Below are 24520 nucleotides of genomic sequence, written 5' to 3' on the forward strand. Positions count from 1 at the left end.
GGGATCCTTGCGCCCCTCACTGAGCCTGCTGGAGTCGGACGCTCCAGGCTAACGCGGCAGGGGGCCGCCCACGTGCGCATTGCCGCGTGGGGGCGCCTTGAGTGATCGGCGCCCCGTACGCGTACTACTCGGCGACGGCGGCCGCGACCGGGACCACTTCCAGGACGGTGCGCCGGGGGTTGGCGGTGTGCGTGGGAAGATCGACGGAGTGCTGCGGCTGCTGCGGGATCTGCAGTTCTTCGGTGCCCTCGAGGTGGGCGAGGGTGGTGCGCCGCGGGTTGGCTATGTTGTGGAACATCATCGTCGTCTTCACGGTTGTACTGGGCCCTGTTCTCGCTCGCGGGTCGGCATTTTCCTGCATCTTGTAAAGCGCCAGGCTAGACGCGCGATTCCCCGCGGAAGTCCGGTGAACCCCTCGACGGGCATGTGAGTTTGCTCACTGAGGCAGGGACAAACCGGTCAATCCAGACTCGCAATCTGCCCCGACGAAACGGACATTGGCCTCCTGAAGCCATCATTCCGCTCCTGATCATGGCGACTGGGACACCTACCGCACCCGCACAACTCGCGGTCATACGCCCGTTTTGCGGGAGATCCCTCTCTACGGCTGGTGACTCCGCACTCACGTGGTGTCACCTACGTCACGGCATCACACGCGAACCTTGTTGGAGATCCTGCACTGTGCTGGAATGCCACGGACCGCCGCAGGATCGAGCCGGCGCACAGGGGGCGCAACGAGCGCCGAGTGACGGCGAGAAGGGGGAACCGGCGCCGGTCACTCACGACCACAGAGGGCGTATTCAGGGCGTCCTCCAAAACGCCGACACCGTGTTCTTCCGCTCGCGCGGAGGGGCGCCTGGTCCAGAGGTTGCGACGCTAGTGCAGGGACGTTTCAAGAGGGATGGCAGTGCTTCGGCGGAGCCGGAGCCGCACGGCGGGACTGGCCCCAATGTCGGCAGTTCCTCGCCCCAGCACGCCCAGAACCAGGGTCCGGCGCCGTCCGGCGACGGCGGAGACCGCTCTGGGCGCCCCGGTCAGACGGCAGCGACCGGGACGCCCGGTACCGCTGCCCCGGTGATCAAGCCGCCCAAGGGCCCGGGTGGCCCCGGATCGCGTGTGGCACTGCGCAACTGGCGCATCTCCACGCGTCTGGTGTCGCTGCTCGCGCTCCCCGTGGTGGCGGCCACCTCGCTGGGCGCCCTGCGCATCAGCGACAACATGGACGACATCCAGCAGCTCGACAACATGAAGCTGCTGACGGACATGACCAAGCAGGCCACCGAGCTGGCCGCCGCGCTCCAGGAGGAGCGCGACCAGTCCGCCGGACCGCTGGCGCACGGCTCCAAGGCGAGCGACTACACGGTCAAGGGCTACCGCGACAAGACGGACCGGGCCGAGCAGAACTTCAAGGACGCCGCCGAGGAGATCGACGTCTCCGGCAAGGACAACAGCCTCCAGGGCGTCCGCGAGAGCCTCGTCAGTGTCGTCAGCGACCTGGGCACGCTGGAGAAGGTCCGCGCCGGCGCCTACGAGACCAAGCTCAACTCCTCGCAGACGGTCGAGTCGTACCACCGCCTCATCACGCACCTGCTGGACCTCTCGCAGGACATGGCGGAGGCCACCAGCAACCCCGAGATGATCCAGCGCACGCGCTCCCTGGCGGCCTTCTCCTCCGCCAAGGAGTACGCGTCCATCCAGCGCGCGGTCCTCGCGGCGGCCCTGCCCGCCAACAACACCACCGTCGGCAAGCTCTCGGAGAACGACCGGCTCTACGCCCAGTCGGCGCTGCAGAGCCAGGGCTCGGAGCTGCGCAGCTTCAAGAGCATCTACGGCACGGACAGCGCGGCCGCCCTCCTCAAGCCCATCGAGGAGAACAACGCGACCATCAAGGCCACCGACACCTACGCCAGCCGCGCGCTGGCCGGTCAGGACGGCCTGCAGGATCTGCAGAAGCGTTCGTACCAGGACTGGGTGGACGACAGCTCGACCAAGATCGAGCAGATGCAGAAGATCGAGCACACGCTGCTCGAGGACATGGAGCAGAAGGCCCGCGAGCTGCGAGCCGCCTCCGAGCGCGAGGCGATCATCTCCGGTGCGCTGATCCTGCTCGTGCTCGGTGTCTCGCTCGTCGGCGCCTTCGTCATCGCCCGGTCCATGATCCGCTCGCTGCGCCGGCTCCAGGAGACCGCCAACAAGGTCGCCCAGGACCGCCTGCCCGAGCTGGTCAAGCAGCTGTCGGAGTCGGACCCGCAGGACGTCGACACCTCCGTCGAGTCGGTCGGTGTGCACTCCCGGGACGAGATCGGCCAGGTGGCCGCGGCCTTCGACGACGTCCACCGCGAGGCGGTCCGCCTCGCCGCCGAGCAGGCCCTGCTGCGGGGCAACGTCAACGCGATGTTCACCAACCTCTCGCGCCGCTCCCAGGGCCTCATCCAGCGTCAGCTCTCGCTCATCTCCGAACTGGAGTCCCGCGAGGCCGACCCGGACCAGCTGTCCTCGCTGTTCAAGCTCGACCACCTCGCGACGCGTATGCGCCGTAACGGTGAGAACCTCCTCGTCCTCGCCGGTGAGGAGCCCGGCCGCCGCTGGACCCGCCCGGTCCCGCTGGTCGACGTGCTCCGCGCCGCCGCGTCCGAGGTGGAGCAGTACGAGCGCATCGAGCTGGCCGCCGTGCCGACCACCGAAGTGGCCGGCCGCGTGGTCAACGACCTCGTGCACCTGCTCGCCGAGCTGCTCGAGAACGCGACCTCCTTCTCCTCGCCGCAGACCAAGGTCAAGGTCACCGGTCACGCGCTGCCCGACGGCCGTGTGCTGATCGAGATCCACGACACCGGTATCGGCCTCTCCCCCGAGGACCTCGCGGCGATCAACGAGCGGCTCGCCTCGCCGCCCACCGTGGACGTCTCGGTCTCCCGCCGCATGGGTCTGTTCGTGGTCGGCCGGCTGTCCCAGCGACACGGCATCCGCATCCAGCTGCGCCCGTCCGACTCCGGTGGTACGACCGCGCTGGTCATGCTCCCCGTGGACGTCGCCCAGGGTGGCAAGAAACCGCAGGGCAAGCCCGGTCAGGGCGTCGGCAGCTCCGGTGGCCCCGCCGCCGCGCAGGCGGCCGCCGGTGTGGCCGCGGCCCGGCGCCAGGCGAACGGCGCCGGTGCTCCCGGCGGTGGCGCCCTCGGTGCCGGTGCGTCGTCCGGCGGTGGCCGGCTCGGGGCCGGTCAGGGGCCGCGGGCCGCGCTGCCGGGCGCCGGTAACCCGGGCGGTGGCCGTCCGGGTGCTCCGGGCGGAGCGCAGGGACCGCAGTCCCCCGCCGCCCCGCAGCAGGGCCGGCCGGCTCCCGCGGGTGCGGGCGCCGCGTTCGGTCAGGCGCCGGGCGCACCGCAGGGCCTGCAGGCCCCGGGCTCGGACCAGGACAGCTTCGGCGGCGCTCGTGGCGCCGTACCGCCGCAGTCCCAGGCCCCCGCCGGCGAGCAGCAGGGCTCCGGCCGTCGCGGCCGTCGCCCGCAGCTGCCGGGCCGTGGCGGCCCGCGTGCCGAACTGCCGGGCAGCAACCAGCAGTCGCGTCCGAGCTGGAGCGACGAGAACGCGCAGCCTCCGGTGCCGCGTGCCTCGCTCGACACCCCGCGCGGTCATGACGAGACCTCCCGGATGCCGCGCTTCGACGACCGTCAGGGCCCCGGCTCGACGTCGGAGATGCCGGCCGTGCCGCGGGGCGACGACCGCCAGAACTCGACCTCGGAGTTCCCGCGTCCCGACTTCGGTGCTCCGGCTCCGGCCGCCCCGCAGCAGCCGGGCCAGTACGGCCACCAGGACTTCGGTGCGCCGCAGCAGGCCCCGAACCCTTCACACGACCAGGGCCAGTTCGTCCGCTCGGACGTCTTCGGCTCGCCGCCCGGCCAGAACAACCACGGCAACGCGAACAACCCGAACAGCCCTGCCAACACAGGCCAGTTCGCGATCCCGCAGGCCTACGACGCGGGTTCCACGGGCCAGTTCGCCACGCCGGGCTACGACAACGGCTCCACCGGGCAGCACAACCTGCCGGGCCGTCAGAACCCCGCCGACAGCGGGCAGTTCGAGCGTCCGCAGGCGAACGGAAACCACGGCGACTTCGGCGCACCGCGGCAGCCGATCCCGCCGCGCCCGCAGCAGCGGCCCGCCCGCCAGGAGCCCGAGGCGCTGCCGCCGGCGTCCGGCCCGGGCGACGGCCGTACCCCGCTGTACGACACGCTGGAGACCAACTGGTTCCGCGGCCAGGCGGGCGGTCAGCAGAGCAACGGCTCCGCCCCGCAGCAGCCGCAGGCACCCGCCGCTCCGGCGGCGCCGCAGCGCCCCACCGGTGCGCAGCAGTCCGCCACATCTTCCTGGCGCGCCTCGCCGAACGACGACCTCGTCCGGCAGGCGGAGCGCGTCCGGCAGCCGGCCGCGGGTGGTGTCACCACCTCCGGCCTGCCGCGCCGGGTGCCCCGGGCGAACCTCGTCCCGGGCACGGCTCAGCAGCAACAGCACCAGTCCGGTCCGCAGGTCTCGCGTTCGCCTGATGACGTACGCGGCCGGCTGACCAATCTCCGTCGGGGTATCGCGCAGGGTCGCCAGGCCGGCACAGGCCAGACGGGCAGCTTCCCGAGCCCCACTCACCAGCAGGAGCGTTAGTTGAGCCAGATGAGCCAGGCGGCACAGAATCTCAACTGGTTGATCACCAACTTCGTGGACAACACCCCGGGTGTGTCCCACACCGTCGTCGTGTCCGCCGACGGTCTCCTTCTGGCGATGTCGGAAGGCTTCCCCCGCGACCGCGCAGATCAGCTGGCGGCAGTCGCGTCCGGTCTCACCTCGCTGACGGCCGGGGCCTCCCGGATCTTCGAGGGCGGCAACGTGGCGCAGACGGTCGTCGAGATGGAGCGGGGCTTCCTCTTCCTCATGTCCGTCTCGGACGGCTCGTCCCTCGCCGTGCTCGCTCACCCCGAGTGCGACATCGGCCTGGTCGGCTACGAGATGGCGCTGCTGGTCGACCGCGCGGGCGCTGTGCTCACGCCCGACCTGCGCGCCGAACTGCAAGGCAGTCTGCTCCACTGAACCCCACCGGCACCACCCGTCTCACCAAATCACCGTCCGGCCGCCACAATCCCCCCATCGGCCTTAACGACGGCACGCTGACCGACTTGCTGTCCAGCCCGGAGGATTCATGACCCCGCCCACCGCCTCTCATGATCCGTACGCGGAGCCGTACGAGGATGAGGGCGACCAGCCGCTGGTACGTCCGTACGCGATGACCGGTGGCCGGACGCGGCCGCGCTACCAGCTCGCCATCGAGGCGCTGATCAGCACGACTGCCGACCCGGCAGCGCTCATGGGGCTGCTCCCGGAGCACCAGCGCATCTGCCACCTGTGCCGTGAGGTGAAGTCGGTAGCCGAGGTGTCGGCGCTTCTGGCCATGCCGCTGGGTGTGGCCCGCATTCTCGTCGCGGACCTGGCCGAGGCCGGGCTCGTCGCCATCCACCAGCCGGGTGGCGACGAGACAACCGGTGCACCGGACGTGACCCTGCTCGAAAGGGTGCTCAGTGGACTTCGCAAGCTCTGACGGAGGGCGGGCGACCACCTCCGCGAAGATCGTGGTGGCGGGTGGCTTCGGCGTGGGCAAGACCACGTTCGTGGGTGCCGTCTCCGAGATCAACCCGCTGCGCACGGAGGCCGTCATGACGTCCGCCAGCGCGGGCATCGACGACCTGACCCACACCGGGGACAAGACGACCACCACGGTCGCCATGGACTTCGGCCGCATCACCCTGGACCAGGACCTGATCCTGTACCTCTTCGGTACGCCCGGTCAGGACCGCTTCTGGTTCATGTGGGACGACCTGGTCCGCGGTGCGATCGGCGCGGTGGTGCTCGTGGACACCCGGCGCCTGGCCGACTGCTTCCCGGCGGTCGACTACTTCGAGAACAGCGGTCTGCCGTTCGTCGTCGCCCTGAACGGCTTCGACGGTCACCAGCCCTACGCTCCCGAAGAGGTCCGCGAGGCCCTGCAGATCGGGCCCGACACCCCCATCATCACGACCGACGCACGCCACCGGGCCGACGCCAAGAGCGCACTCATCACGCTGGTGGAGCACGCACTGATGGCACGGCTGCGGTAGATCAACTTCAAATCCGTGATGGCGTACGGCAGTTGTCGTAGACGAGCTGGAGCCGGCTGTGGCCTTTGACACGGTCGGCCCCGGTGTTCATAACGTTTCGGCAGTGGAATCGAGTGGTATGGCCACGCGTCGTTGCCAACTGGTGTCGCTGCGCACACGCAGGCCCCGTCTTTTGACGGGGCTCGCTCTTTATGACCGATTTATCTGGGGCTTACATCACACGGAACCAGCGCTTTCCGCTGTTTGGAAGAGCGCTGGTCGTCGTGCTGGAATGCCTGAACTGCCCAATAGTCAAAGACGTACTCAGTAGTACTGCGTACTCAGTGGCGTACTGGGCTCTGAGACACTGCGGCACAACGTTGGTGCCCGCCGCCGAGAGGTTGTTGGTCGAGTGAGGCGAAGCAAGAACGGTCCCGAGCCGTCGGCCCGGGGCAACTTCACCCCGCCGCCGCGCGGAGCGGCGCCCGCCCCTGTGCCCGGTTCGGAACCGACGGCCGCCCCCGCTCCCAGCGGCGGTCGTTTCTCCCCCCGCAACTGGCGGGTGCCGACCAGGCTGAACGCGATCCTGCTCATACCCGTGACCGTCGGCCTGGTCATGGGTGGCTTCCAGGTCAAGGGGTCGATCGACACCTGGCAGGAGGCGCAGAACGCGGAGAAGACCGCGCGTCTGGTGCGGGCCTCCCTGACCTACGCCAACGCGGTCAACAACGAGCGCGACATCACCGCGGCACCCCTCCTCAAGGGCAAGCTCGAGACCGCCAAGGACAAGCAGACGGTCGCGGCGGCCCGCAAAGCCACCGACGCAGCCGCCGACGGCTTCGACGAGGCGGCGCAGAACATGCCGCAGAAGGCCGGCCTGCTGCGCCGCCTGAAGCTGTTCCGCCAGGCCGAGCCCCAGCTGGCCACGCTGCGCGCGACGGCCTACAAGGGCTCCGGGGTGAAGACCGAAGAGGGCTACATCGCCATCGCCCACCCCCTGATGGAGTTCGCCAACGAGCTCGGTCTGGGCACCGGCAACATCACCAGCTACGGCCGTACCGTCTACGCGATCTCGCTGACCCAGGCCGCCCTGTCGCTGGAGCGGTCGATCGGCATGCATCTGCTGGTCAGCCCCGGCCCCAAGGCCGACGACCTGGCCCGGCAGCGTGTGGCCTTCTCCTCCTACGCCTACCTCGAGGGCATCGCCCTGGAGGAGTACAAGGCCGGCGGCACCGACGCCGACACCCAGAAGCTCGTCGACCTCGAGGCGAAGGCCACGGAGAAGGGCAAGGCACAGGCCAAGGAGGCCGCCGCGCAGGCCGCCGCCGCCAACCAGACCTATGTGCCGCCGCCGTCCGAGCCGACCACCATGGTCAACGCCCTGGCGACGCTGAAGAGCACCGACACCACCGAGCGCGCGCTGCTCGCCCAGAAGGGCATCACCGCCGAGAACTGGTGGGCGGTCAACACCCTCCGCTACGACGTCTACCGCAAGATCCAGGCGGACATGGCCGACACGGCCGTGAACGAGGCCTCGGACATCGCCGACAACGCCAAGCGTGACGCCCTCATCACGGGTGCCGCGGTCGTGGTCGCCCTGCTGCTCGCGTTCATCCTGGCCGGCGCCGTCGCCCGCCAGATGTCCCGCTCGATGCGCCAGCTGCGCAACGCCGCCTTCGGCATCGCCGAGCAGCGCCTGCCGATGCTGGTCGACCAGCTCTCCCGCACCGACCCCGGACGGGTCGACACCCGGGTCGCGCCCATCCCGATCAACACCCGCGACGAGATCGGCGAGGTCGCCCGCGCCTTCGACCAGGTCCACCGCGAGGCGGTCCGGCTGGCCGCCGAGCAGGCCCTGCTCCGGGGCAACATCAACGCGATCTTCACCAACCTCTCGCGCCGCAACCAGTCGCTGATCGAGGGCCAGCTGACCCTGATCACGGACCTGGAGAACAACGAGGCCGACCCGGACCAGCTGGAGAACCTCTTCCGCCTGGACCACCTCGCGACCCGTATGCGCCGCAACGGCGAGAACCTCCTGGTCCTCGCCGGCGAGGAGCCGGGCCGCCGCTGGGACCAGCCGGTCCCGCTCATCGACGTCGTGCGCGCCGCCTCCTCCGAGGTGGAGCAGTACGAGCGCATCGAGCTCTCCGGCGTCCCGGAGGCCGAGATCCACGGCCGCGCGGTCACCGACCTCGTGCACCTGCTCGCGGAGCTGCTGGAGAACGCGACGACGTTCTCCTCCCCGCAGACCAAGGTGCGCGTCACGGCGACCCGTCTGCCCGACGGCCGCATCATGATCGAGATCCACGACAAGGGCATCGGTCTCACCGCCGAGGACTTCGCGGACATCAACCACAAGCTGGCCAACCCGCCGACCGTGGACGCAGCGATCTCGCAGCGCATGGGCCTGTTCGTGGTCGGCCGGCTGTCCGACCGGCACGGCATCCGCGTCCAGCTGCGCCCCTCCGGCGAGCAGGCCGGCACCACTTCGCTGGTCATGCTCCCCGACGCGATCACCCACGGCGGTGGCGGCGAGCAGCAGGCCAACCGCGACGAGTTCACGGTCTCGCAGATCATCCCGGAGCAGAACTTCCAGGGTGAGAACTTCAGCCAGCCCCTGCGCACGGCTGCGGAGCTCGGCTTCGACGACAGCCGCTACTCCGACATCCCGGACGACATCCGGGAGCTGGACCCGGTCGGCCGCTCGCTGATGCGCGAGGAGCGCCGGGCGGCCCTGGAGTCCCAGCGGCCGAACGACCCGGACTCCCCCGACGCACCGTACGGCGACCCCTTCGAGGCGCAGCCGTCCTACGACAACGGCACCGGTGCCTACCCGGAGCAGCAGCAGCCCGCGGGCTACGACGCGCAGCCCGGCTACGACGAGTTCCAGCAGACCCCGTACGAGGAGCCGCAGCGCCCCGCGTACGACGAGCCCGCTCAGCGCCCGTCGTACGAGGAGCCGTACTACGCGCCGAACGACCCCCTGCCGCAGAACGACACCTTCTCGCCGAACGGCGGCTACCCGGAGCCCGGGTATGCGGAGCCGGTCCGTGAGGAGCCCGCTGCCGCCGGTTCCTCGGCCCCCGAGCCCTTCGCGGCCTTCGAGGAGCGGCGCTACCAGGACGACTGGCCGCAGCAGGACGGTTTCCGGAACGGTTACACGCCCGATTACGCTCCGGAAACGGAACGTGCACAGGGCCCTGACGCGAGCGAGTCCGACCGCGTAGGCTTCGACCGTCCGGGACCGGCTCCCTCCGCAGGTCACGCACTCACCGACGCCGGACTGCCCCGCCGCGGATCCTTCGGCGGAACGAACGGCTCGAACGGCGCGCGGCCGGCGAACCAGGAAGCGCCGGCCCCGGCGCCGACCCCGGCTCCCTCGACCAACGGCAACGGCAACGGCGACTGGCGCTCGGCCAACGACGAGCGCTGGCAGCAGGCCTCCGCTCTGAGGAAGCCCAAGGCGGGCGGGGTCACCTCCTCCGGCCTGCCGCGGCGGGTACCCCGTGCCAACCTGGTCGAGGGAACCGCGGAGTCGACCCCCCAGGGGGGCCCACAGGTCTCCCGAGCCCCGGAGGACGTCCGGGGCAGGCTGAGCAACCTGCGGCGGGGCGTCCAGCGAGGACGCAACGCGGGCGCAGGCAGTGAAACGAACGGCCAGGGCTTCGGTCCTGACAGCACCTACAACCAGGAGCGTTAGTGTGAGCCCGATGAGCCAGGCGGCACAGAACCTGAACTGGTTGATCACCAACTTCGTGGACAACACCCCGGGGGTGTCCCACACGGTGGTGGTCTCCGCCGACGGACTCCTTCTGGCGATGTCCGAAGGGTTTCCGCGCGACCGCGCCGACCAGCTCGCGGCGGTCGCCTCCGGTCTGACCTCGCTGACCGCCGGTGCCTCGCGCATCTTCGAGGGCGGCAGCGTGAACCAGACGGTTGTGGAGATGGAGCGGGGATTCCTCTTCCTCATGTCCATCTCCGACGGTTCCTCACTCGCGGTTCTTGCACATCCCGAGGCGGACATCGGTCTCATCGGGTACGAGATGGCACTTCTGGTGGACCGTGCCGGTACCGTCCTGACCCCGGATCTGCGTGCTGAGCTCCAGGGCAGCCTGCTCAACTGACAGACAGACGGTGCGTTTTGACGTCCCGGGGCCTTAAGGTTTCGGGACGCGGCTCCACAGGATCGGGTGCCCGGCACAGTCGGAGGAGGAGAAAGTGGCAACACCCCCAGGCGGTTCGTCTTCGGGCAACTGGTCGTACGGCCCTGCCCAGGGCCAGGGCGACGGTTCGCAGAACCCGAACCGTTACAACTTCCCCTCCGCTCCCAGCCACCGGCGTCAGCAGCCGTACGCACCGCAGGGCCCCGGCCCTTCGCCGTACGACCAGCCGCCGGCACCGCGCATCCAGCCCGTGCAACCGCAGCGACGCGCCCCTGAGCCGGCGCCCGCGGGGTCGTCGAACAACCCCCTGGTGCGCCCGTACGCCATGACGGGGGGCCGTACCAGGCCCCGCTACCAGCTCGCCATCGAGGCGCTGGTGCACACCACCGCACAGCCGCACCAGATGCAGGGCCAGCTGCCCGAGCATCAGCGGATCTGCAACCTCTGCCGCGAGATCAAGTCGGTAGCCGAAATCTCCGCGCTCCTGACGATCCCTCTCGGCGTGGCCAGAATCCTCGTCGCCGACTTGGCGGAGGCGGGACTGGTCGCGATCCATCAGCCCGGCGGCGACGAGAACGCCGGCGGCCAGCCAGACGTGACACTGCTCGAAAGGGTGCTCAGTGGACTTCGCAAGCTCTAGCGGCGGTCCTTCCCGCTCCACCACCTCGGCGAAGATCGTGGTGGCGGGTGGCTTCGGCGTGGGCAAGACCACGTTCGTCGGGGCCGTCTCGGAGATCAACCCGCTGCGTACCGAGGCCGTCATGACGTCCGCCAGCGCGGGCATCGACGACCTCACCCACACCGGAGACAAGACGACCACCACGGTCGCCATGGACTTCGGCCGCATCACCCTGGACCAGGACCTGATCCTGTACCTCTTCGGTACGCCCGGTCAGGACCGCTTCTGGTTCATGTGGGACGACCTGGTTCGCGGCGCGATCGGCGCGATCGTGCTGGTGGACACCCGGCGTCTCGCCGACTGCTTCCCGGCGGTCGACTACTTCGAGAACAGCGGCCTGCCCTTCGTCATCGCCCTGAACGGCTTCGACGGCAACCAGCCGTACAACCCGGACGAGGTCCGCGAGGCCCTGCAGATCGGCCCGGACACCCCGATCATCACCACGGACGCGAGGCATCGGGCCGATGCGAAGAGCGCCCTGATCACGCTGGTCGAGCACGCCCTCATGGCGCGACTGCGATAGAGCCACGCATGCGGAAGGGCCCCTCTCGAGTCGAGAGGGGCCCTTCCGCATGCGTGGAGGCTGCTGAGGCGGCGCAGCCTAGCCGTGCCAGCTGTGCGGGGCCCTGAAGCCGCCCTCGCGCTCCAGACGGCGCCAGCCGGCCTTGGGACGGCCGGGGTGCGGCTGCACGTCCGACGGGGCGGCCGCGGCGCGAGCCAGGAGGACGGCCGTGATGGCGGCCACCTCTTCGGGCTCGGCGTGGCCCTTCTCGACGCGAATGTCAGGGGTGCTCATAGGTCTCAGTCTCCGTGGAAGAGGTTTCCGCGAGGGTGTCGCGGAGGGTCCGCCGGGTTACTGCGGAGGGTTGCCGTGCTTGCGCGAGGGCAGGTCTGCGTGCTTGGTCTGCAGCATCGCCAGGGAGCGGATGAGGATCTCGCGGGTCTCGCTCGGGTCGATGACGTCGTCGACCAGGCCGCGCTCGGCCGCGTAGTAGGGGTGCATGAGCTCGGACTTGTACTCCTTGACCATGCGGGCCCGCATGGCCTCGGGGTCCTCGGCCCCGGCGATCTGCCGGCGGAAGATGACGTTGGCGGCACCTTCCGCGCCCATCACGGCGATCTCGTTCGTCGGCCAGGCGTACGTGAGGTCGGCGCCGATGGACTGGCTGTCCATGACGATGTAGGCACCTCCGTACGCCTTGCGCAGGATCAGCGAGATCCGCGGCACGGTCGCGTTGCAGTAGGCGTAGAGGAGCTTCGCGCCGTGGCGGATGATGCCGCCGTGCTCCTGGTCGACACCGGGGAGGAACCCAGGGACGTCCAGGAAGGTGACGATCGGGATGTTGAAAGCGTCACACATCTGGACAAAGCGCGCAGCTTTTTCGCTCGCCTCGATGTCCAGGACGCCCGCGAGGGACTGCGGCTGGTTGGCCACGATGCCGACCACCTGGCCGTCCAGGCGGCCCAGCGCGCAGATGATGTTGCGGGCCCAGCGCTCGTGGACCTCGAGGTACTCGCCGTCGTCGACGATCTCCTCGATCACCTTGGTCATGTCGTACGGCCGGTTGCCGTCCGCCGGGACCAGGTCGAGCAGCACGTCGCTGCGCCGGTCCACCGCGTCCGCGGAGTCCACCCGCGGCGGGTTCTCCCGGTTGTTCTGCGGGAGGAGGGAGAGGAGGTAGCGGACCTCCGCGATGCAGGTCTCCTCGTCGTCGTAGGCGAAGTGACAGACACCGGAGGTCTCGGCGTGGACGTCCGCGCCGCCGAGGCCGTTCTGCGTGATCTCCTCGCCGGTCACCGCCTTGACCACGTCCGGGCCGGTGATGAACATCTGCGAGGTGTCGCGGACCATGAACACGAAGTCGGTCAGCGCGGGGCTGTAGGCCGCACCGCCGGCGCACGGGCCGAGCATCACGCTGATCTGCGGGATGACGCCGGACGCCTTGGTGTTGCGCTGGAAGATGCCGCCGTAGCCGGCGAGGGCGGAGACGCCCTCCTGGATACGGGCGCCCGCGCCGTCGTTGAGGGAGACCAGCGGGGCACCGGCCGCGATGGCCATGTCCATGATCTTGTGGATCTTCGTGGCGTGGGCCTCGCCCAGCGCGCCGCCGAAGATGCGGAAGTCATGGGCGTAGACGAAGACCGTGCGGCCTTCCACCGTGCCCCAGCCGGTGATCACACCGTCCGTGAACGGCTTCTTGGCATCCAGGCCGAAGCCGGTGGCACGGTGCCGGCGCAGCTGCTCGACCTCCTGGAAGGAATCCGCGTCCAGCAGCAGCTCGATACGCTCCCGCGCGGTCAGCTTGCCCTTGGCGTGCTGCGCCTCGGTCGCCTTCTCGCTCGGCCCGGCCAGCGCCCGGGCACGGATCTCGTGCAGCTCGGCGACTCGCCCGCGCGCGTCCGCCGGCTCACCCGTCGACTCACTCGGCGCCTCATCCAAAACGGTCATGTAGTGACCTTACGAAGCCCACCCAGGAATGCGAGCCGTCGACTCCGTACAGTCTCCGGCCCGTTTTCCTGGTACCCCTGAACAGAACCTCGCCGGCATGCAGGCATTCCGACTGCTCAGAGGGCGTCCGGCTTGTAGGGGTCACACAAAGCCGTCAGCCGAGAGTCACCTCACATCGGTGGGTGTCACATGACACGCCTGGGGTAATCCGGAGCCGCAGCCGACGGCCGGTGGACAGCACCTCCACGGTCTCGTCGGCCCGGACCACCGAGCGGACCGGACGGTCCCAGGTGATCTCCAGCGGTACGCCCGTTCGGGGCGGCTCGCTCACGCAGAGGGTAGCGGTGCGGCCCCGGTCGCGGAGCAGCACGCTCGCCGCCGCGGAGGCGGTCAGCGGGCCCGCCGTGCCGCCCTGCCAGAAGTTGGCGGCCGTGAGGCCGAGGGAGGGGACGCGCACGGCCTGGCGGGTGCCGTCGTTGGCGAGCACCGACAGCCAGTGGCGGTCGGCGGCGCGGGCGGCGACGGCCCGCCGGGAGGCGCCGGGCATGAGGACGTAGACGTAGGAGGCGTCCACCGGGTCCGTGCCGTGGTCGAGCCAGAGGGTCTGCCAGCGGCGGGTGGCCCGCTCCGGCGTACTGGTGGTGTTGATGTCGGACCAGGCGCCCGTACGGTCCTCGCGCAGGGCGTGCAGGCCGCCGCCCGGGACCAGCCAGCCGCCGTGGTCCTCCAGGTACGCCCAGCCGTGGCCGCGTACGAACTCCTGGGTGCCGCCCTCCCCCAGGTTGCGGTTGTCGACGACGGTCTCGACCGGGACGCCGTCGGTGGCGGTGATGCCCGCGCCGAGGCAGATCACCGCGTCCTCCACGCAGAACCACGACTTGCGGGCCTGGAGCGTCGAGCCGAGGCCCTTCAGATGCTGGCCGACGGCCGCGTACACGCCGTCCGTCGTGCCGCCCACCCAGCGCACGTCCGGCTTGGGCGCACCCCACTCGCCGCCCGCCTCGTCGGCCAGGCGCCTGGTGGAGACGGTGGTGCCGGGCAGCCGGTACCAGTCGACGGTGGGCCAGTACCAGTCCGTGTACTCGTCGCTGCGGCCGGCCGGCCACCAGGACAGCATCCCCGCGCCGGTGTGCCAGCCGCGCGGGTTCTCGCCGTTGCCGCACTCGTAGTACGTGATGCGGTCGCTGCACATCGCGATGCTCGCCGTGAAGGCCGGGCCGCGGTGCACGGCGCGGTCCATCGCCGGGAAGAGCCGGTGACCGAGGGGCTCGGGGGCGGCCGGGACCGGCGCGTCCGCGACCGCGTGCAGCCGTGCCAAATCGGCGGCCCCGAACTGAGGGGCCGTCAGGATCGGTGTCACCGTGTCCCGTGCGATCCAGCCCTTGACGTACGACTGCCAGCGCTCGCGTTCGCCGCCGGTCGCCCCGCCGGCCAGGAGCGCGATCGCGGCGATGATGCCCTGGCCGTGGAAGTGGTCGCTGCGCATGACGTGCAGGTCGTCGCTCTTGAGGTAACCCCGGCTTATGGCACGGCCGTTGACGCAGTCCATCACCAACCCGTCGTGGATCAGCGGCGCGTAGGCGTGCTCCACGCTGTCGAGGACGATCTGCCGGTTCGGGTCGGTCACCTCCCAGGCGGACCCCGCGAGGAGCGTGAAGAGGCGCCCGAGTCCGTCGAGCATGACCTGTCCGTACGTCCCCGAGTACGCGACCCAGGTGTGCTGCACGAACGAGCCGTCCGCGTAGAGCCCGTCCCCCTTGGTGACGTACGGGAAGACCGGCGACAGGGCGTCCCTGGCGAGGGCGATCTTGGCGTCCGCGGCCCCCAGGATGCCACGAAGGGCGACCGAGCGGCACAGGTCGACGCGGTTGGCGCCGGTGGAGGTGCCGGAGTAGTCGGTGAGCATCGAGTCGGGGACGAAGTGGTCCACGGCGGCGCAGGCCGCGTCCACCTGCGCGTCGGTGAGCCGGTCGCGGAGGGCGGCGACGATGTCCATCAGCAGGCGGGGGCTGCCGATCTGCCACTCCCACCAGTTGCCGTAGCGGGTGGTGGAGGGGTTGTAGACCGTGGCGGAGAGGTGGTCGAGGCCGCGCAGGACGTCCGCGAGGAGCGCCGGGTCGCCGGTCGAGCCGGTGCCCTGCTGGACGTAGGCCTGGGTCATCGTCCACAGGCGGCTGTAGCTCTGGGTGATGCCGGCGGGCGGGTCGTAGGGGTAGCCGGGCCAGAGGGAGTCGGGGGTGGGGGCCATGGTCGCCTGGACGGCGCGGGCCAGTTCGCCGGTCTGCGCGAGGCGGGAGGCATAGGGCTCCGCCGTGGCGTCGTAGCCGGCGCCGAGGGCGATGTCGAGCCAGCGGCGGCGGAGGGTGCCGTAGGGGTCCGGGGTGGCGGAGCGCGCGGCGGGAGCGGCCGCGGCGACGAGCGCGGCCGCGAGTAACACGGCTCTGCGGGTGGGCCTCATGGAGCCTCTGCGATCAGGGTTCATGCCCTGGGCATCTACCACCACGGGAGCCTTTCGCCAACACTCCGCGAACCCTCGTCGACACCCTTCGGATGATGTTGAAACTTGAAGGGAATAGGTCTACGGTCGTTCTCGTTGATTAGTTCAAGATTCAACATCAACCGAAGGAGTACGTCATGGCGACCCCCGAGCTGACCGCACTGACCGGCGACTACACGATCGACGCCGCCCACTCGACGATCGGCTTCACCGTCCGCCACGCCATGGTCACCAACGTCAAGGGCAAGTTCCTCGACTTCAGCGGCTCGCTGCACCTGGACGGCGGCGACCCGACGGCGTCCGCGGCGTCCATCGACGTCAAGATGGAGAGCATCGACACCGGGTCCGCCGACCGCGACGGCCACCTGAAGAGTGCCGACTTCTTCAAGACCGACGAGTTCCCGACCATGACCTTCCGCTCCACCAAGGCGGAGTCCCTCGGCGGCGACGACTACCGGATCACCGGCGACCTGGAGATCCTCGGCACCACCAGGCCGCTCAGCATCGACCTCGAGTTCAACGGCGCCGCGAAGGACCCCTTCGGCAACGAGCGCGTCGGCTTCGAGGGCAAGGCGGAGATCCTCCGGTCCGAGTGGGGCCTGACCTGGAACGCCGCGCTGGAGACGGGCGGCGTGCTGGTCTCCGACAAGATCAAGCTGAACTTCGACATCTCGGCGATCAAGAACGCCTGATACGGCAGGGCTGAGCCTTCACAGCACCTGCGTCCGAGAGCGCCCGTCCCCTCTGCCGGGGGGCGGGCGCTCGGTCGTTCCGATTCTCACTCCGGACGGCCGAGCCGGGCGAGGGCGGCCGCCAGACGGGCCGCGCGGCCCCGCGCCGTGCGGGCCGTGAGGAGGCCGAAGATCACCTGGTAGCGGTCGGTGCGGCCCAGCGCGCCGAAGGCCGCCGCCGCCCGCGGGTTCTGCTCCAGGGCCGCCGCCAGGTCCGCGGGGACCCGGGCCTCCCGCTGTGAGGCGTACGCCGCCGCCCAGCGCCCGTCCGCCTGGGCGGCGGTCACCTCCGCCTGGCCCGCGGGACGCATACGGCCGGCGGTGGTCAGCTCGGCCACCCGGCGCACGTTGACCATCGACCAGAGGCTGCCCGGCCGGCGCGGGGTGATCTTCTGGAGGTAGTGCGTGGCGTCAAGTGCCTTGCGCTGACCGGTGATCCAGCCGTGGCACAGGGCGACGTCGTTGACCTCGGCCCAGTCGACGGAGGCCAAGCCCGAGCCCTTCTTGGCCACCTTCACCCAGAGGCCGGGGTGCGGTGCGGGGTGGGCGGCGAGCCAGGCGTCCAGATCGGCGGCCGAGGCGAAGGGCCGGGCCGCCGCCGTGTCGGGAAGAGGCATGGGGAGACCGTAGGCCGCAGGTAGGCCGGTTCCTGTCCTACTTCCGCGGGCCCGCTGCCCGGGGGCTCGTCACGCGTCGCGGAGCCTGAACACCACTCCCCCGGCCATCAGCAGCCCCGCCGCGTAGGCAGCCAGTACGCCCAGCCCCGGCCAGGGGGCGATCGGGAGGCGGTCGAGGTTGATGGTCGCCTGGACGGAGAGGGCCGCGGGCATGGGGGTCCAGCGCTGGAGGCGGTGCTGCCAGGTGGGGGAGGCCAGGATGTCGGCCATGAGCGGGACGACGTAGAGGAGGGCGAGGCCCGAGGTGATGCCGGCCGCGGTGTCCCGGAAAAGGGTGGCCAGGGCCAGGCCCAGCAGGGCCACGAGGGTGAGGATGAGGATCGAGCCCGCCGTCGCGCGGAGGGTGGGGCCGTGCAGCGGGAGGATCAGGCTCGCCGTCCACAGCGAGAGCGGGATCGCCACCGCCGCCGTCGCCGCCGTGAGCAGGGACAGTGCCGCCGCCTTCGCGGTCAGGACCCGCCAGCGCACCGGCATCGCCGTGAGCGTCGTGCGGACGGTGCCCGTGCCGTACTCCGCACCCATCGACAGGGCGCCGAGGACCAGGCAGGTCGCCTGGCCGAGCCACACCCCGGACAGGCTCAGCTTCACCGCGTCCTCGTGGCACGCCTCCGGGGTCGGGCAGACCTCCGTCGTCAGGGAGGAGGCCGCCGCCGCGCCCACCGCCACGGTGAGGACCACGGTCGTCGCCAGCAGCCACCAGGTGCTGGGCAGAGTACGGAGCTTGGTCCACTCCGCGTGCAGCCACCTCATGCGTCCCTCCGGCGCAGCCGCCAGGCCGCGAGCAGCAGGGCGGCCACGGCGTAGGCCGCGAGGACGGCGAGGCCCGGCCACGGGGACAGGGGGTAACAGCCGCTCTCCGGGAGGCAGTTGTGCTCGACCTGCGGGTAGTACGTCAGCCCCTGCTGGACCGCGAACCCCGCAGCCGGTGTCACGCGCAGCAGCCACTGCGCGGCCGGGAGCGGGAAGGCGAAGGACAGGATCTGCGGGAGGATGACCAGCACCACGACGGTCGCGATGGCGCCCGCGGTGCTGCGCAGCGCCACTCCCACGCCCAGGGCCAGGACCGCCACCAGGGACAGCAGGACCGCGCTGCCGACCACCGCCCGCAGGGCCGGGTGGTCCAGGACGGAGAGGTCCGGGAACTCGGGCGGCCGGAAGCCGTTGGCGCGCAGTTCCTTCTGGGCCAGCGTGAAGCCGACGGCGGTGGCCAGGAGACCGGCCGTGAAGGTGACGGCGGCGATCACCGTCGTCTTCGCGGCCAGCACCTTCAGCCGGGCCGGTGCCGCCGTGAACGTCGTGCGGATCATGCCGCGTTTGTATTCGCTCGTCACGAAGAGCGCGCCCAGGGCGACCATGAACAGGACCCCCACGAAGACCCCCTGGAAGCTCATCTGGACCATGTCGGGGCGGTTCTCCTCCGGGGCGATGTCCCCATGCCCGGTGAGCGTGTAGGTGCCGGCCGCGCTGACGTCGGTGGTGCCGGGCCGGTCGTTCGCGGGTGCCGGGCCGTTCGGCCTCGGGCCGCCCACGTCCGTGCTCGCCCAGCGGCCGGTGGCCGAGGTGCCGTCGAGGGTGAGGTGGTCGTAGGTCGCGGTGACCTCGCCGCCGCCGTACCTCTCGCTGGTGCCGCCGAAGGCGCGGTGCACGACCTGGTGGGCGGGGGTGCTCGTGAACGCGCCGGCCTGGACGGTCCGGGGCAGACCCGGCAGCCGTACGTCCCCGATCTTCGACCAGGTGCGGCCGTCGGCCGAGTCGTAGCCGGTGAGGTGGTCGCCCTTCCTCGTCAGGCGGAGCCAGCGCGAGGCGTTGTCCGAACCCGCCCTGTCGTGCGTGAAGTCCCACTGCATACGGACGCCGTGGGCGGGAGTGGTCAGCACCGCCGCGTACGCGGCGCCTTCCTTCAGGCTCGACTTGACGATCACGCCGGCCTTCGCCCAGGGCTCGATCGCCTTGCCGTCGGCGCTCTTCAGCGCCGCGACGCGGACGGTGACGCTGCCGTCGCCGGTCAGCGGTCGGTGGGCGAAGCGGAAGCTGTCGACGACCGCCGTGCCGTCCGGGCCGAGAACGGTCTCGCGGTCACCGCCGATGCTGGAGCCGCTCGCGGCGAGCTGGGAGAACACGACGATGACGACGGACGCCACGGCCAGCACGATCAGCCAGACACGCACCGTGCGGAACTTGGTCCACTCCGCGTGCAGCAGCCGCCCGAAGCCCGCCCTCGCCGGGTGGAGCCGGGAGCGGTACGGGGTGAGGGTCGTCGTCATGAGGCCACCTCGTCGGTGCCGGTGGGCGCCGTGAACTCGGCTGCGTCCCGCGTCAGTTCCATGTACGCCTCCTCCAGAGTCGCCCGGTGGGCGCCCACTTCGGCGAAGGGGACGTCGGCCCCGTTCAGCAGCTCCACGATCCGGCGGGCGGGCAGGCCGGTGACGGTGAGGGTGTCGCGGTCGGTGACGGCGACGGTGGCGCCCGCGCGGGCGAGGAGCTCCATCGCCTCGGTACGGGCGTCGGTGCGCAGCCGGACCCGGTCGCCGGAGGCGGCGGCCAGCAGGTCGGAGACGGCCGTGTCGGCGATCAGGCGGCCCCGGCCGATGACCACCAAGTGGTCGGCTGTGTCCTCCAGTTCGCTCATCAGATGGCTGGAGACGAGGAGGGCGCGGCCCTCGGCGGCGAGCCTGCGCAGCAGGCCCCGCATCCACTGGATGCCCTCGGGGTCGAGGCCGTTGACGGGCTCGTCGAGGAGCAGGACCGGTGGGTCGCCGAGGAGCGCGGCCGCGATGCCGAGGCGCTGGCGCATGCCGAGGGAGTAGCCGCCGGCCCTGCGGCGGGCCGCCGTCTCCATTCCGACCTGCTCCAGCACCTCGTCCACGCGGGCGGCGGACAGCCCGTGGGAGTGCGCCAGCCAGCGCAGATGGTCGCGGCCGCGGCGGGCGGGGTGCAGGGCTGCGGCGTCGAGCAGGGCGCCGACCTCCAGGAGCGGGGTGCGCAGGGCGTGGTACGGGTGGCCGCCGATGAGGGCGGCGCCCTCGTCGGGGGCGTCCAGGCCGAGCAGGGCCCGCATGGTGGTGGACTTGCCGGCGCCGTTGGGTCCCACGAAGCCGGTGACCGTGCCGGGCTCGACCCTGAACGAGAGGCCGTCGACCGCGAGGGTCCGGCCGAACCGCTTGCGCAGGCCCAGGACTTCGATCGTTGCGTCACTCATGAAGAGGGAGGCTAGGGGCGGCCGTGCGGGGTGTCGTCACACCGGGGAGGTCCCTCCCGCGGGGGACGCCGGGCGTGGAGGGGGTGGGCACAATGACGGGGTGGGTGAGGAGAGATCGGTTGCGGCCGCCGCGCGGAGGTGGCTCAGGGCCGGGGAGGGCGTGCCTGCGGTGACGGTCGGCTGCGCCCTCGCCATCGTGGCCGCCGGGGAGACCCTGGTGCGGGGCGCGGGCCCGCACGGCAACCTCGCCGCCGTCCTGCTGCTCACCCTCGCCACGACGCTTCCGCTCGCCTTCGTGCTGCGCAGCGAAGGGATCGGCCGGGCCGGCACGGCCCTCGCGCTGAGCGCCGCGTGCGTGCTCGCGCTCGTCCCGTTCCGCGCCCTCACGGCCGGAGGGGTCGTCGCCCAGCTGACCTGCGTCTACGTCCTCACCCGTGGTGGCCGGCCGCGGCTCGGCGGGCTGCTCGTCGTGCCGTACGTGATCGTCGCGCTGCTCGGTACCGAGGACGCCACCCGGATCGTCGCCGTGCTGCTGGCCACGCTCGCGTCCGCCGCCGCGGCGACAGGCGTCGCGCATCATGCGCGCAGCACCGCGCTGGCGCACAGCGCGACCGAGCGGGCGTTCGCGGACACGCTGCTGGAGCATGCGGCGCGGGGTGAACGGGCGCGTATCGCACGGGAGTTGCACGACGTCGTGGCGCACCACATCTCGATGATCGCCGTGCAGGCGGAGAACGCGCGGCTGACCACGTCCGGCCTGCCGCCCGAGGGCGCCGCCCGCTTCCTGGCCATCGGGGACACCGCGCGCACCGCCCTGACGGAGATGCGCCGGCTGCTGGGCGTGCTGCGGGAGGACGGGCAGGGCACGGACGGCACGGGCACCCGGCGCAGGCCCCAGCCGGGGCTCGGCCAGCTGATGGAGCTGCTCGACGAGGCGCGGGAGGCGGCCGGTTCGACGACGCGGCTGATCGTGAGCGGGCCGGTCGCGGCGCTCGACCCGGGGATCGAGGTCACCGCGTACCGGATCGTCCAGGAGGCGCTGACGAACGCGCGGCGGCATGCGCCGGGGGCGGCCGTGGACGTGGAACTCCGCTACGGCGACGCCGACCTGGCCGTCCGCGTCCGCGACAACGGGCCCGGTCCCGCGGCCGCCGGCTCCCCCGGTCACGGACTCCTCGGCATGCGCGAGCGGGTGGCGACCGTGGGCGGCACGCTGCGCACCGGGCCGGCGCCCGGCGGCGGGTTCCTGGTCGAGGTGCGGCTGCCGGTGCGGGCGGAGGCCCTGGCATGAGCATCCGCATCGTCGTCGCCGACGACCACGAGGTGGTCCGCGCCGGATACGCCGGACTCCTCGCCACCCAGGCCGACTTCACGGTCGTCGGCACGGCCCGCGACGGTGCCGAGGCGGTGCGCGTCTGCCGGGAGCAGGCGCCCGACGTCGTCCTCATGGACGTGCGCATGCCGGTCATGGACGGCATCCGGGCGACCGCCCGGCTGCACCGGGACCCGGACGCGCCGCGCGTCCTGGTGCTCACCACCTTCGACCTCGACGAGCACGTCTACGACGCCCTGACCGCCGGGGCCAGCGGGTTCCTGCTCAAGGACGTGACCGCGGAGCGGCTCTTCGACGCGGTCCGGGTGGTCGCCGCCGGCGAGGCCCTGCTCGCGCCCGGCATCACCCGCCGCCTGATCGCGGAGTTCGCCCGGCTGCGCCCGAAGGCCCCCGCCCGGGGCACGCTCGACGTCCTCACCCCCCGCGAGACGGACGTCCTGCGCCTGCTCGCCGAGGGCCTCTCCAACCCGGAACTCGCCGCCCGCCTGCACCTGGGCGAGCAGACCGTGAAGACCCACGTCAGCCGCATCCTCTCCAAACTGGGCCTCCGCGACCGCACGCAGGCGGTCGTGATGGCGTACGAGACGGGGCTGGTGGTGCCGCGGACGGGCTGACGCGCGTCAGGCGCACACCTCCTGCACCGCACGGCTGATGCTGTCGAACTGCGATGCCGTCGGGACGATCGGGGTCACGCCCCTGCCTTTGGCGTTGCTGACGATCGCGAAGAGGAGGGGCATGTCGGGGTGGGGGTCCGGGGTCTCGTACAGCAGGGGGGTGTCCCGGCGTATGTGCGGGCTCGCGCAGTAGACGTCGACCCGGGCGTGGAGGGTGCGGGCGTGGCCGGGGCGGAGTACGGCACCGGGGCCCGGGCGTTCGTGGACGAAGATGTTGCCGTAGCCCTCGGCCAGGCCCACGTAGGTGACGCGGGACGTGGCGGCGAGGCGGAAGGTGATGTCGAAGTCCGGGCTGGTGCGGTGCGGCATCTCCACGTCCGTGATCCGGGCGGTGGTGGCGTCGCCCGGGTCGGGCGGCGGAGGCGGGTGGTGGTTTGCGGCGGCGTAGGCGAGCACCCCACCGAGCACGAGCACGCACGTCGTGGCGGCGGCCGTGACGCGCGCACGGCGCGACAGCGCCTGCCAGCGCTCTCGGATCAGGGGACGTTCGTCTCCGAGGATCTCCACGGTGCTCCGGCCGTCCCCCTCGGGTGGACTCGCCATGACGGGAGCGTATGAGCCTGGGCAAGTCGATTGATATCGGTCGATCGGCCCCTTTTCAGGCCATCAGTCGGCCGTACGCCGGGGCCGTTCAGAACCCGCCGCCGAAGTCCCCGCCGCCCCCGAAGTCCCCTCCCCCGCCGTCGCCGAAGCCGCCGCCGAAGTCGCCTGGGTCGAAGTCCGCGCCGGAGACGTCGCCGCCGTCGTAGCCGCCGCCGAAATCGCCGTATCCGGCGCCGTAGTCGGCCGCGTAGGAGGGGGTGGCCATCATGCCGCCCAGGACGGTGCCGACCAGGAGGCCGGGCAGGAGGCCACCGCCGAAGTAGCCGCCCGCCCAGGGGCCGTAGGCCGGGCCCGCGTCCCAGTAGGGGCGGCGGCCCCGGTCGGTGTCGACCTCGCGGACGACGGGGTCGCGGCCGTCGGCGAGGCGGGTGGCGTCGGCCGCGCAGACGGGGACCTCGCGCGGGGCGCCGCCCGGGGGTGTCCAGGTGGCGTCGGCGACGGACGGTCCGTGGCGCGGGTCGAAGAAGCAGGGCGGCCGGCGCTCGGGCAGCGGGCGGCCCTCGCGGCGGGCGGCGAGCTGGGCGAGACAGAAGCGGCCGTCCTCCAGGGCCTCGGTCACGGCACGCACGTCCTCGGGTCTGCGCGCGGCCGCCATGGCCGACTTCGCCTGCTCGTAGGCGTCCAGGGCGCGTTGGTAGTCCGCGCGCATGGCGTCGTCGGCGCCCGCCTCGGCCGGGTGGAACTCGAGGCGGTCCAGCTCCTCGCCGAAGGCGGTGATGTCCTCGTCGACGACGACGCGGAGCCGCTCCAGGGCCGCCTGCTGCTCCTCCTCGTGGCGGCGCCGGTTGCGTCGTACGAGGGTGTACGCGCCCGCCCCGCCGGCCACGAGAACCGCGCCCACGGCGACCAGCGCGGTGGGCGACACCCCGCCGCCGGACGAGGAGGACGAGCCCCAGCTCGACGGGGCCGAGCCACCCATGTTGGCCAGGGCCCGGTCCGTGAAGTCGGTGAGCTGGGTCTTCGCGTCCTGCTCGCCCCGCACGCTGGTGACCAGGTTCTGCACGGCCGTGCGCGGCAGGACCGAGGAGTCGGCCTTGGCGTCGAAGCGGTCGCCCAGGCGGATCGCGTACAGACCGGTGACGCCGGTCGCGGTGCGCAGGTCCGGGAAGAGGCGCCCCGTCGGGTAGCCGGCCGGCAGGACCACGACGAACAGGGGTTTGCCGTGGTCCTTGATCTTCTTGGCCAGGGCGTCGGCGTCACCGCTGGAGAGCTGGGCGGAGGCGGCCGGATCGACGTAGACCGGGCTCTTGCGCAGAGACTCGGCGATCGTCGAGATGCCGGTGCCGGCCTGCGCGCGCGGTGCGGCCAGGGCGACGGTCAGGAAGACCAGCGCCAGGGCCGGCAACAGGGCCAGGAGGCTTCGGGTCCGCAGAACGGCCTTCATGTGTCGAAGTTACCC

The 24520-nt window shown here is 71.4% G+C and carries 21 protein-coding genes; 11 read left to right on the top strand and 10 right to left on the bottom strand.

Annotation, left to right across the window (positions count from 1 at the left end):
- Positions 1 to 124: 124 nt before the first annotated feature.
- A complete protein-coding gene (locus tag ACIBN2_RS41215) occupies positions 125 to 313 on the bottom strand; it encodes a hypothetical protein (protein WP_399142579.1) in 189 nt (62 codons plus the stop codon).
- Positions 314 to 879: 566 nt separating this feature from the next.
- On the opposite strand from ACIBN2_RS41215, the gene ACIBN2_RS41220 reads away from it, so the two are divergent.
- The 8 genes from ACIBN2_RS41220 (at position 880) to ACIBN2_RS41255 (ending at position 11481) form a co-directional block, all read left to right on the top strand.
- Positions 880 to 4650 (top strand): nitrate- and nitrite sensing domain-containing protein, encoded by a 3771-nt coding sequence (locus tag ACIBN2_RS41220; RefSeq protein WP_399142580.1) that lies wholly within the window; start codon positions 880 to 882, stop codon positions 4648 to 4650.
- Positions 4651 to 4659: 9 nt separating this feature from the next.
- Positions 4660 to 5073 carry a roadblock/LC7 domain-containing protein gene (locus ACIBN2_RS41225; protein WP_003973453.1) on the top strand — a complete coding sequence of 138 codons (414 nt, stop codon included), beginning with the start codon at positions 4660 to 4662 and terminating at the stop codon, positions 5071 to 5073.
- A gap of 109 nt (positions 5074 to 5182) precedes the next feature.
- Complete coding sequence (locus ACIBN2_RS41230) at positions 5183 to 5578, top strand: DUF742 domain-containing protein (RefSeq protein WP_016432454.1); 396 nt, start codon at positions 5183 to 5185, stop codon at positions 5576 to 5578.
- Positions 5559 to 6134: an ATP/GTP-binding protein gene (locus ACIBN2_RS41235; RefSeq protein ID WP_058922977.1), complete on the top strand. Its 576-nt coding sequence runs from the start codon at positions 5559 to 5561 to the stop codon at positions 6132 to 6134. Before ACIBN2_RS41230 ends, ACIBN2_RS41235 begins: the two co-directional genes overlap by 20 nt.
- Positions 6135 to 6525: 391 nt before the next feature.
- Positions 6526 to 9816 (top strand): nitrate- and nitrite sensing domain-containing protein, encoded by a 3291-nt coding sequence (locus tag ACIBN2_RS41240; protein WP_399142583.1) that lies wholly within the window; start codon positions 6526 to 6528, stop codon positions 9814 to 9816.
- A 10-nt stretch (positions 9817 to 9826) separates the two neighbouring features.
- Positions 9827 to 10240 (top strand): roadblock/LC7 domain-containing protein, encoded by a 414-nt coding sequence (locus ACIBN2_RS41245; protein ID WP_030948713.1) that lies wholly within the window; start codon positions 9827 to 9829, stop codon positions 10238 to 10240.
- Positions 10241 to 10334: 94 nt separating this feature from the next.
- Positions 10335 to 10919: a DUF742 domain-containing protein gene (locus ACIBN2_RS41250; protein ID WP_399142585.1), complete on the top strand. Its 585-nt coding sequence runs from the start codon at positions 10335 to 10337 to the stop codon at positions 10917 to 10919.
- Positions 10900 to 11481: an ATP/GTP-binding protein gene (locus tag ACIBN2_RS41255; protein WP_026248371.1), complete on the top strand. Its 582-nt coding sequence runs from the start codon at positions 10900 to 10902 to the stop codon at positions 11479 to 11481. The genes ACIBN2_RS41250 and ACIBN2_RS41255 overlap by 20 nt, the downstream gene beginning before the upstream one ends.
- A 78-nt stretch (positions 11482 to 11559) precedes the next feature.
- On the opposite strand, the gene ACIBN2_RS41260 is transcribed toward ACIBN2_RS41255, so the two are convergent.
- From ACIBN2_RS41260 to ACIBN2_RS41270, 3 genes are all read right to left on the bottom strand, one after another.
- Positions 11560 to 11754 carry an acyl-CoA carboxylase subunit epsilon gene (locus tag ACIBN2_RS41260; RefSeq protein ID WP_384269213.1) on the bottom strand — a complete coding sequence of 65 codons (195 nt, stop codon included), beginning with the start codon at positions 11752 to 11754 and terminating at the stop codon, positions 11560 to 11562.
- Between the two features lie 57 nt (positions 11755 to 11811).
- Positions 11812 to 13407 (bottom strand): acyl-CoA carboxylase subunit beta, encoded by a 1596-nt coding sequence (locus ACIBN2_RS41265; protein WP_399142586.1) that lies wholly within the window; start codon positions 13405 to 13407, stop codon positions 11812 to 11814.
- 154 nt (positions 13408 to 13561) lie between these two features.
- Entirely contained in the window at positions 13562 to 15865 is a 2304-nt protein-coding gene (locus ACIBN2_RS41270; protein WP_399142587.1) for a polysaccharide lyase 8 family protein, read from the bottom strand.
- A gap of 176 nt (positions 15866 to 16041) precedes the next feature.
- Between ACIBN2_RS41270 and ACIBN2_RS41275 the strand changes: the two genes are divergently transcribed.
- The gene (locus ACIBN2_RS41275) at positions 16042 to 16596 is read left to right on the top strand and encodes a YceI family protein (protein WP_399142588.1); all 555 of its coding nucleotides are present in this window, start codon (positions 16042 to 16044) and stop codon (positions 16594 to 16596) included.
- A gap of 86 nt (positions 16597 to 16682) precedes the next feature.
- Here ACIBN2_RS41275 and ACIBN2_RS41280 read toward each other — a convergent pair whose 3' ends face one another.
- The 4 genes from ACIBN2_RS41280 to ACIBN2_RS41295 form a co-directional block, all read right to left on the bottom strand.
- Positions 16683 to 17252, bottom strand: coding sequence for a YdeI family protein (locus ACIBN2_RS41280; RefSeq protein WP_399142589.1), 570 nt, complete (start codon positions 17250 to 17252; stop codon positions 16683 to 16685).
- 69 nt (positions 17253 to 17321) lie between these two features.
- Positions 17322 to 18062: an ABC transporter permease gene (locus tag ACIBN2_RS41285; RefSeq protein WP_399142590.1), complete on the bottom strand. Its 741-nt coding sequence runs from the start codon at positions 18060 to 18062 to the stop codon at positions 17322 to 17324.
- Positions 18059 to 19576 carry a hypothetical protein gene (locus ACIBN2_RS41290; protein ID WP_399142592.1) on the bottom strand — a complete coding sequence of 506 codons (1518 nt, stop codon included), beginning with the start codon at positions 19574 to 19576 and terminating at the stop codon, positions 18059 to 18061. Before ACIBN2_RS41290 ends, ACIBN2_RS41285 begins: the two co-directional genes overlap by 4 nt.
- On the bottom strand, positions 19573 to 20511 hold the full coding sequence (locus tag ACIBN2_RS41295; RefSeq protein ID WP_399142593.1) for an ABC transporter ATP-binding protein: 939 nt from the start codon (positions 20509 to 20511) through the stop codon (positions 19573 to 19575). Before ACIBN2_RS41295 ends, ACIBN2_RS41290 begins: the two co-directional genes overlap by 4 nt.
- A 160-nt stretch (positions 20512 to 20671) precedes the next feature.
- Here ACIBN2_RS41295 and ACIBN2_RS41300 point away from each other — a divergent pair, with 160 nt between their 5' ends.
- Positions 20672 to 21802: a sensor histidine kinase gene (locus tag ACIBN2_RS41300; protein ID WP_399142595.1), complete on the top strand. Its 1131-nt coding sequence runs from the start codon at positions 20672 to 20674 to the stop codon at positions 21800 to 21802.
- Positions 21799 to 22458, top strand: a complete 660-nt coding sequence (locus ACIBN2_RS41305; protein ID WP_399142596.1) for a response regulator — start codon at positions 21799 to 21801, stop codon at positions 22456 to 22458. Before ACIBN2_RS41300 ends, ACIBN2_RS41305 begins: the two co-directional genes overlap by 4 nt.
- A gap of 6 nt (positions 22459 to 22464) precedes the next feature.
- On the opposite strand, the gene ACIBN2_RS41310 is transcribed toward ACIBN2_RS41305, so the two are convergent.
- On the bottom strand, positions 22465 to 23061 hold the full coding sequence (locus tag ACIBN2_RS41310; protein ID WP_399142598.1) for a hypothetical protein: 597 nt from the start codon (positions 23059 to 23061) through the stop codon (positions 22465 to 22467).
- An 88-nt stretch (positions 23062 to 23149) separates the two neighbouring features.
- Positions 23150 to 24505, bottom strand: coding sequence for a hypothetical protein (locus tag ACIBN2_RS41315; protein WP_399142600.1), 1356 nt, complete (start codon positions 24503 to 24505; stop codon positions 23150 to 23152).
- Between the last annotated feature and the right edge of the window lie 15 nt (positions 24506 to 24520).

The sequence above is a fragment of the Streptomyces sp. NPDC050534 genome, from assembly GCF_044457745.1.
Classification (GTDB): domain Bacteria; phylum Actinomycetota; class Actinomycetes; order Streptomycetales; family Streptomycetaceae; genus Streptomyces.

Excerpts from the sequence above, each read along its gene's own strand:
- ACIBN2_RS41225 (WP_003973453.1), top strand. The coding sequence starts at position 4,660 with ATGAGCCAGGCGGCACAGAATCTCAACTGGTTGATCACCAACTTCGTG.
- ACIBN2_RS41230 (WP_016432454.1), top strand. The coding sequence starts at position 5,183 with ATGACCCCGCCCACCGCCTCTCATGATCCGTACGCGGAGCCGTACGAG.
- ACIBN2_RS41245 (WP_030948713.1), top strand. The coding sequence starts at position 9,827 with ATGAGCCAGGCGGCACAGAACCTGAACTGGTTGATCACCAACTTCGTG.
- ACIBN2_RS41260 (WP_384269213.1), bottom strand. The coding sequence starts at position 11,754 with ATGAGCACCCCTGACATTCGCGTCGAGAAGGGCCACGCCGAGCCCGAA.
- ACIBN2_RS41265 (WP_399142586.1), bottom strand. The coding sequence starts at position 13,407 with ATGACCGTTTTGGATGAGGCGCCGAGTGAGTCGACGGGTGAGCCGGCG.
- ACIBN2_RS41270 (WP_399142587.1), bottom strand. The coding sequence starts at position 15,865 with ATGAGGCCCACCCGCAGAGCCGTGTTACTCGCGGCCGCGCTCGTCGCC.
- ACIBN2_RS41275 (WP_399142588.1), top strand. The coding sequence starts at position 16,042 with ATGGCGACCCCCGAGCTGACCGCACTGACCGGCGACTACACGATCGAC.
- ACIBN2_RS41280 (WP_399142589.1), bottom strand. The coding sequence starts at position 17,252 with ATGCCTCTTCCCGACACGGCGGCGGCCCGGCCCTTCGCCTCGGCCGCC.
- ACIBN2_RS41285 (WP_399142590.1), bottom strand. The coding sequence starts at position 18,062 with ATGAGGTGGCTGCACGCGGAGTGGACCAAGCTCCGTACTCTGCCCAGC.
- ACIBN2_RS41290 (WP_399142592.1), bottom strand. The coding sequence starts at position 19,576 with ATGACGACGACCCTCACCCCGTACCGCTCCCGGCTCCACCCGGCGAGG.
- ACIBN2_RS41295 (WP_399142593.1), bottom strand. The coding sequence starts at position 20,511 with ATGAGTGACGCAACGATCGAAGTCCTGGGCCTGCGCAAGCGGTTCGGC.
- ACIBN2_RS41305 (WP_399142596.1), top strand. The coding sequence starts at position 21,799 with ATGAGCATCCGCATCGTCGTCGCCGACGACCACGAGGTGGTCCGCGCC.
- ACIBN2_RS41310 (WP_399142598.1), bottom strand. The coding sequence starts at position 23,061 with ATGGCGAGTCCACCCGAGGGGGACGGCCGGAGCACCGTGGAGATCCTC.
- ACIBN2_RS41315 (WP_399142600.1), bottom strand. The coding sequence starts at position 24,505 with ATGAAGGCCGTTCTGCGGACCCGAAGCCTCCTGGCCCTGTTGCCGGCC.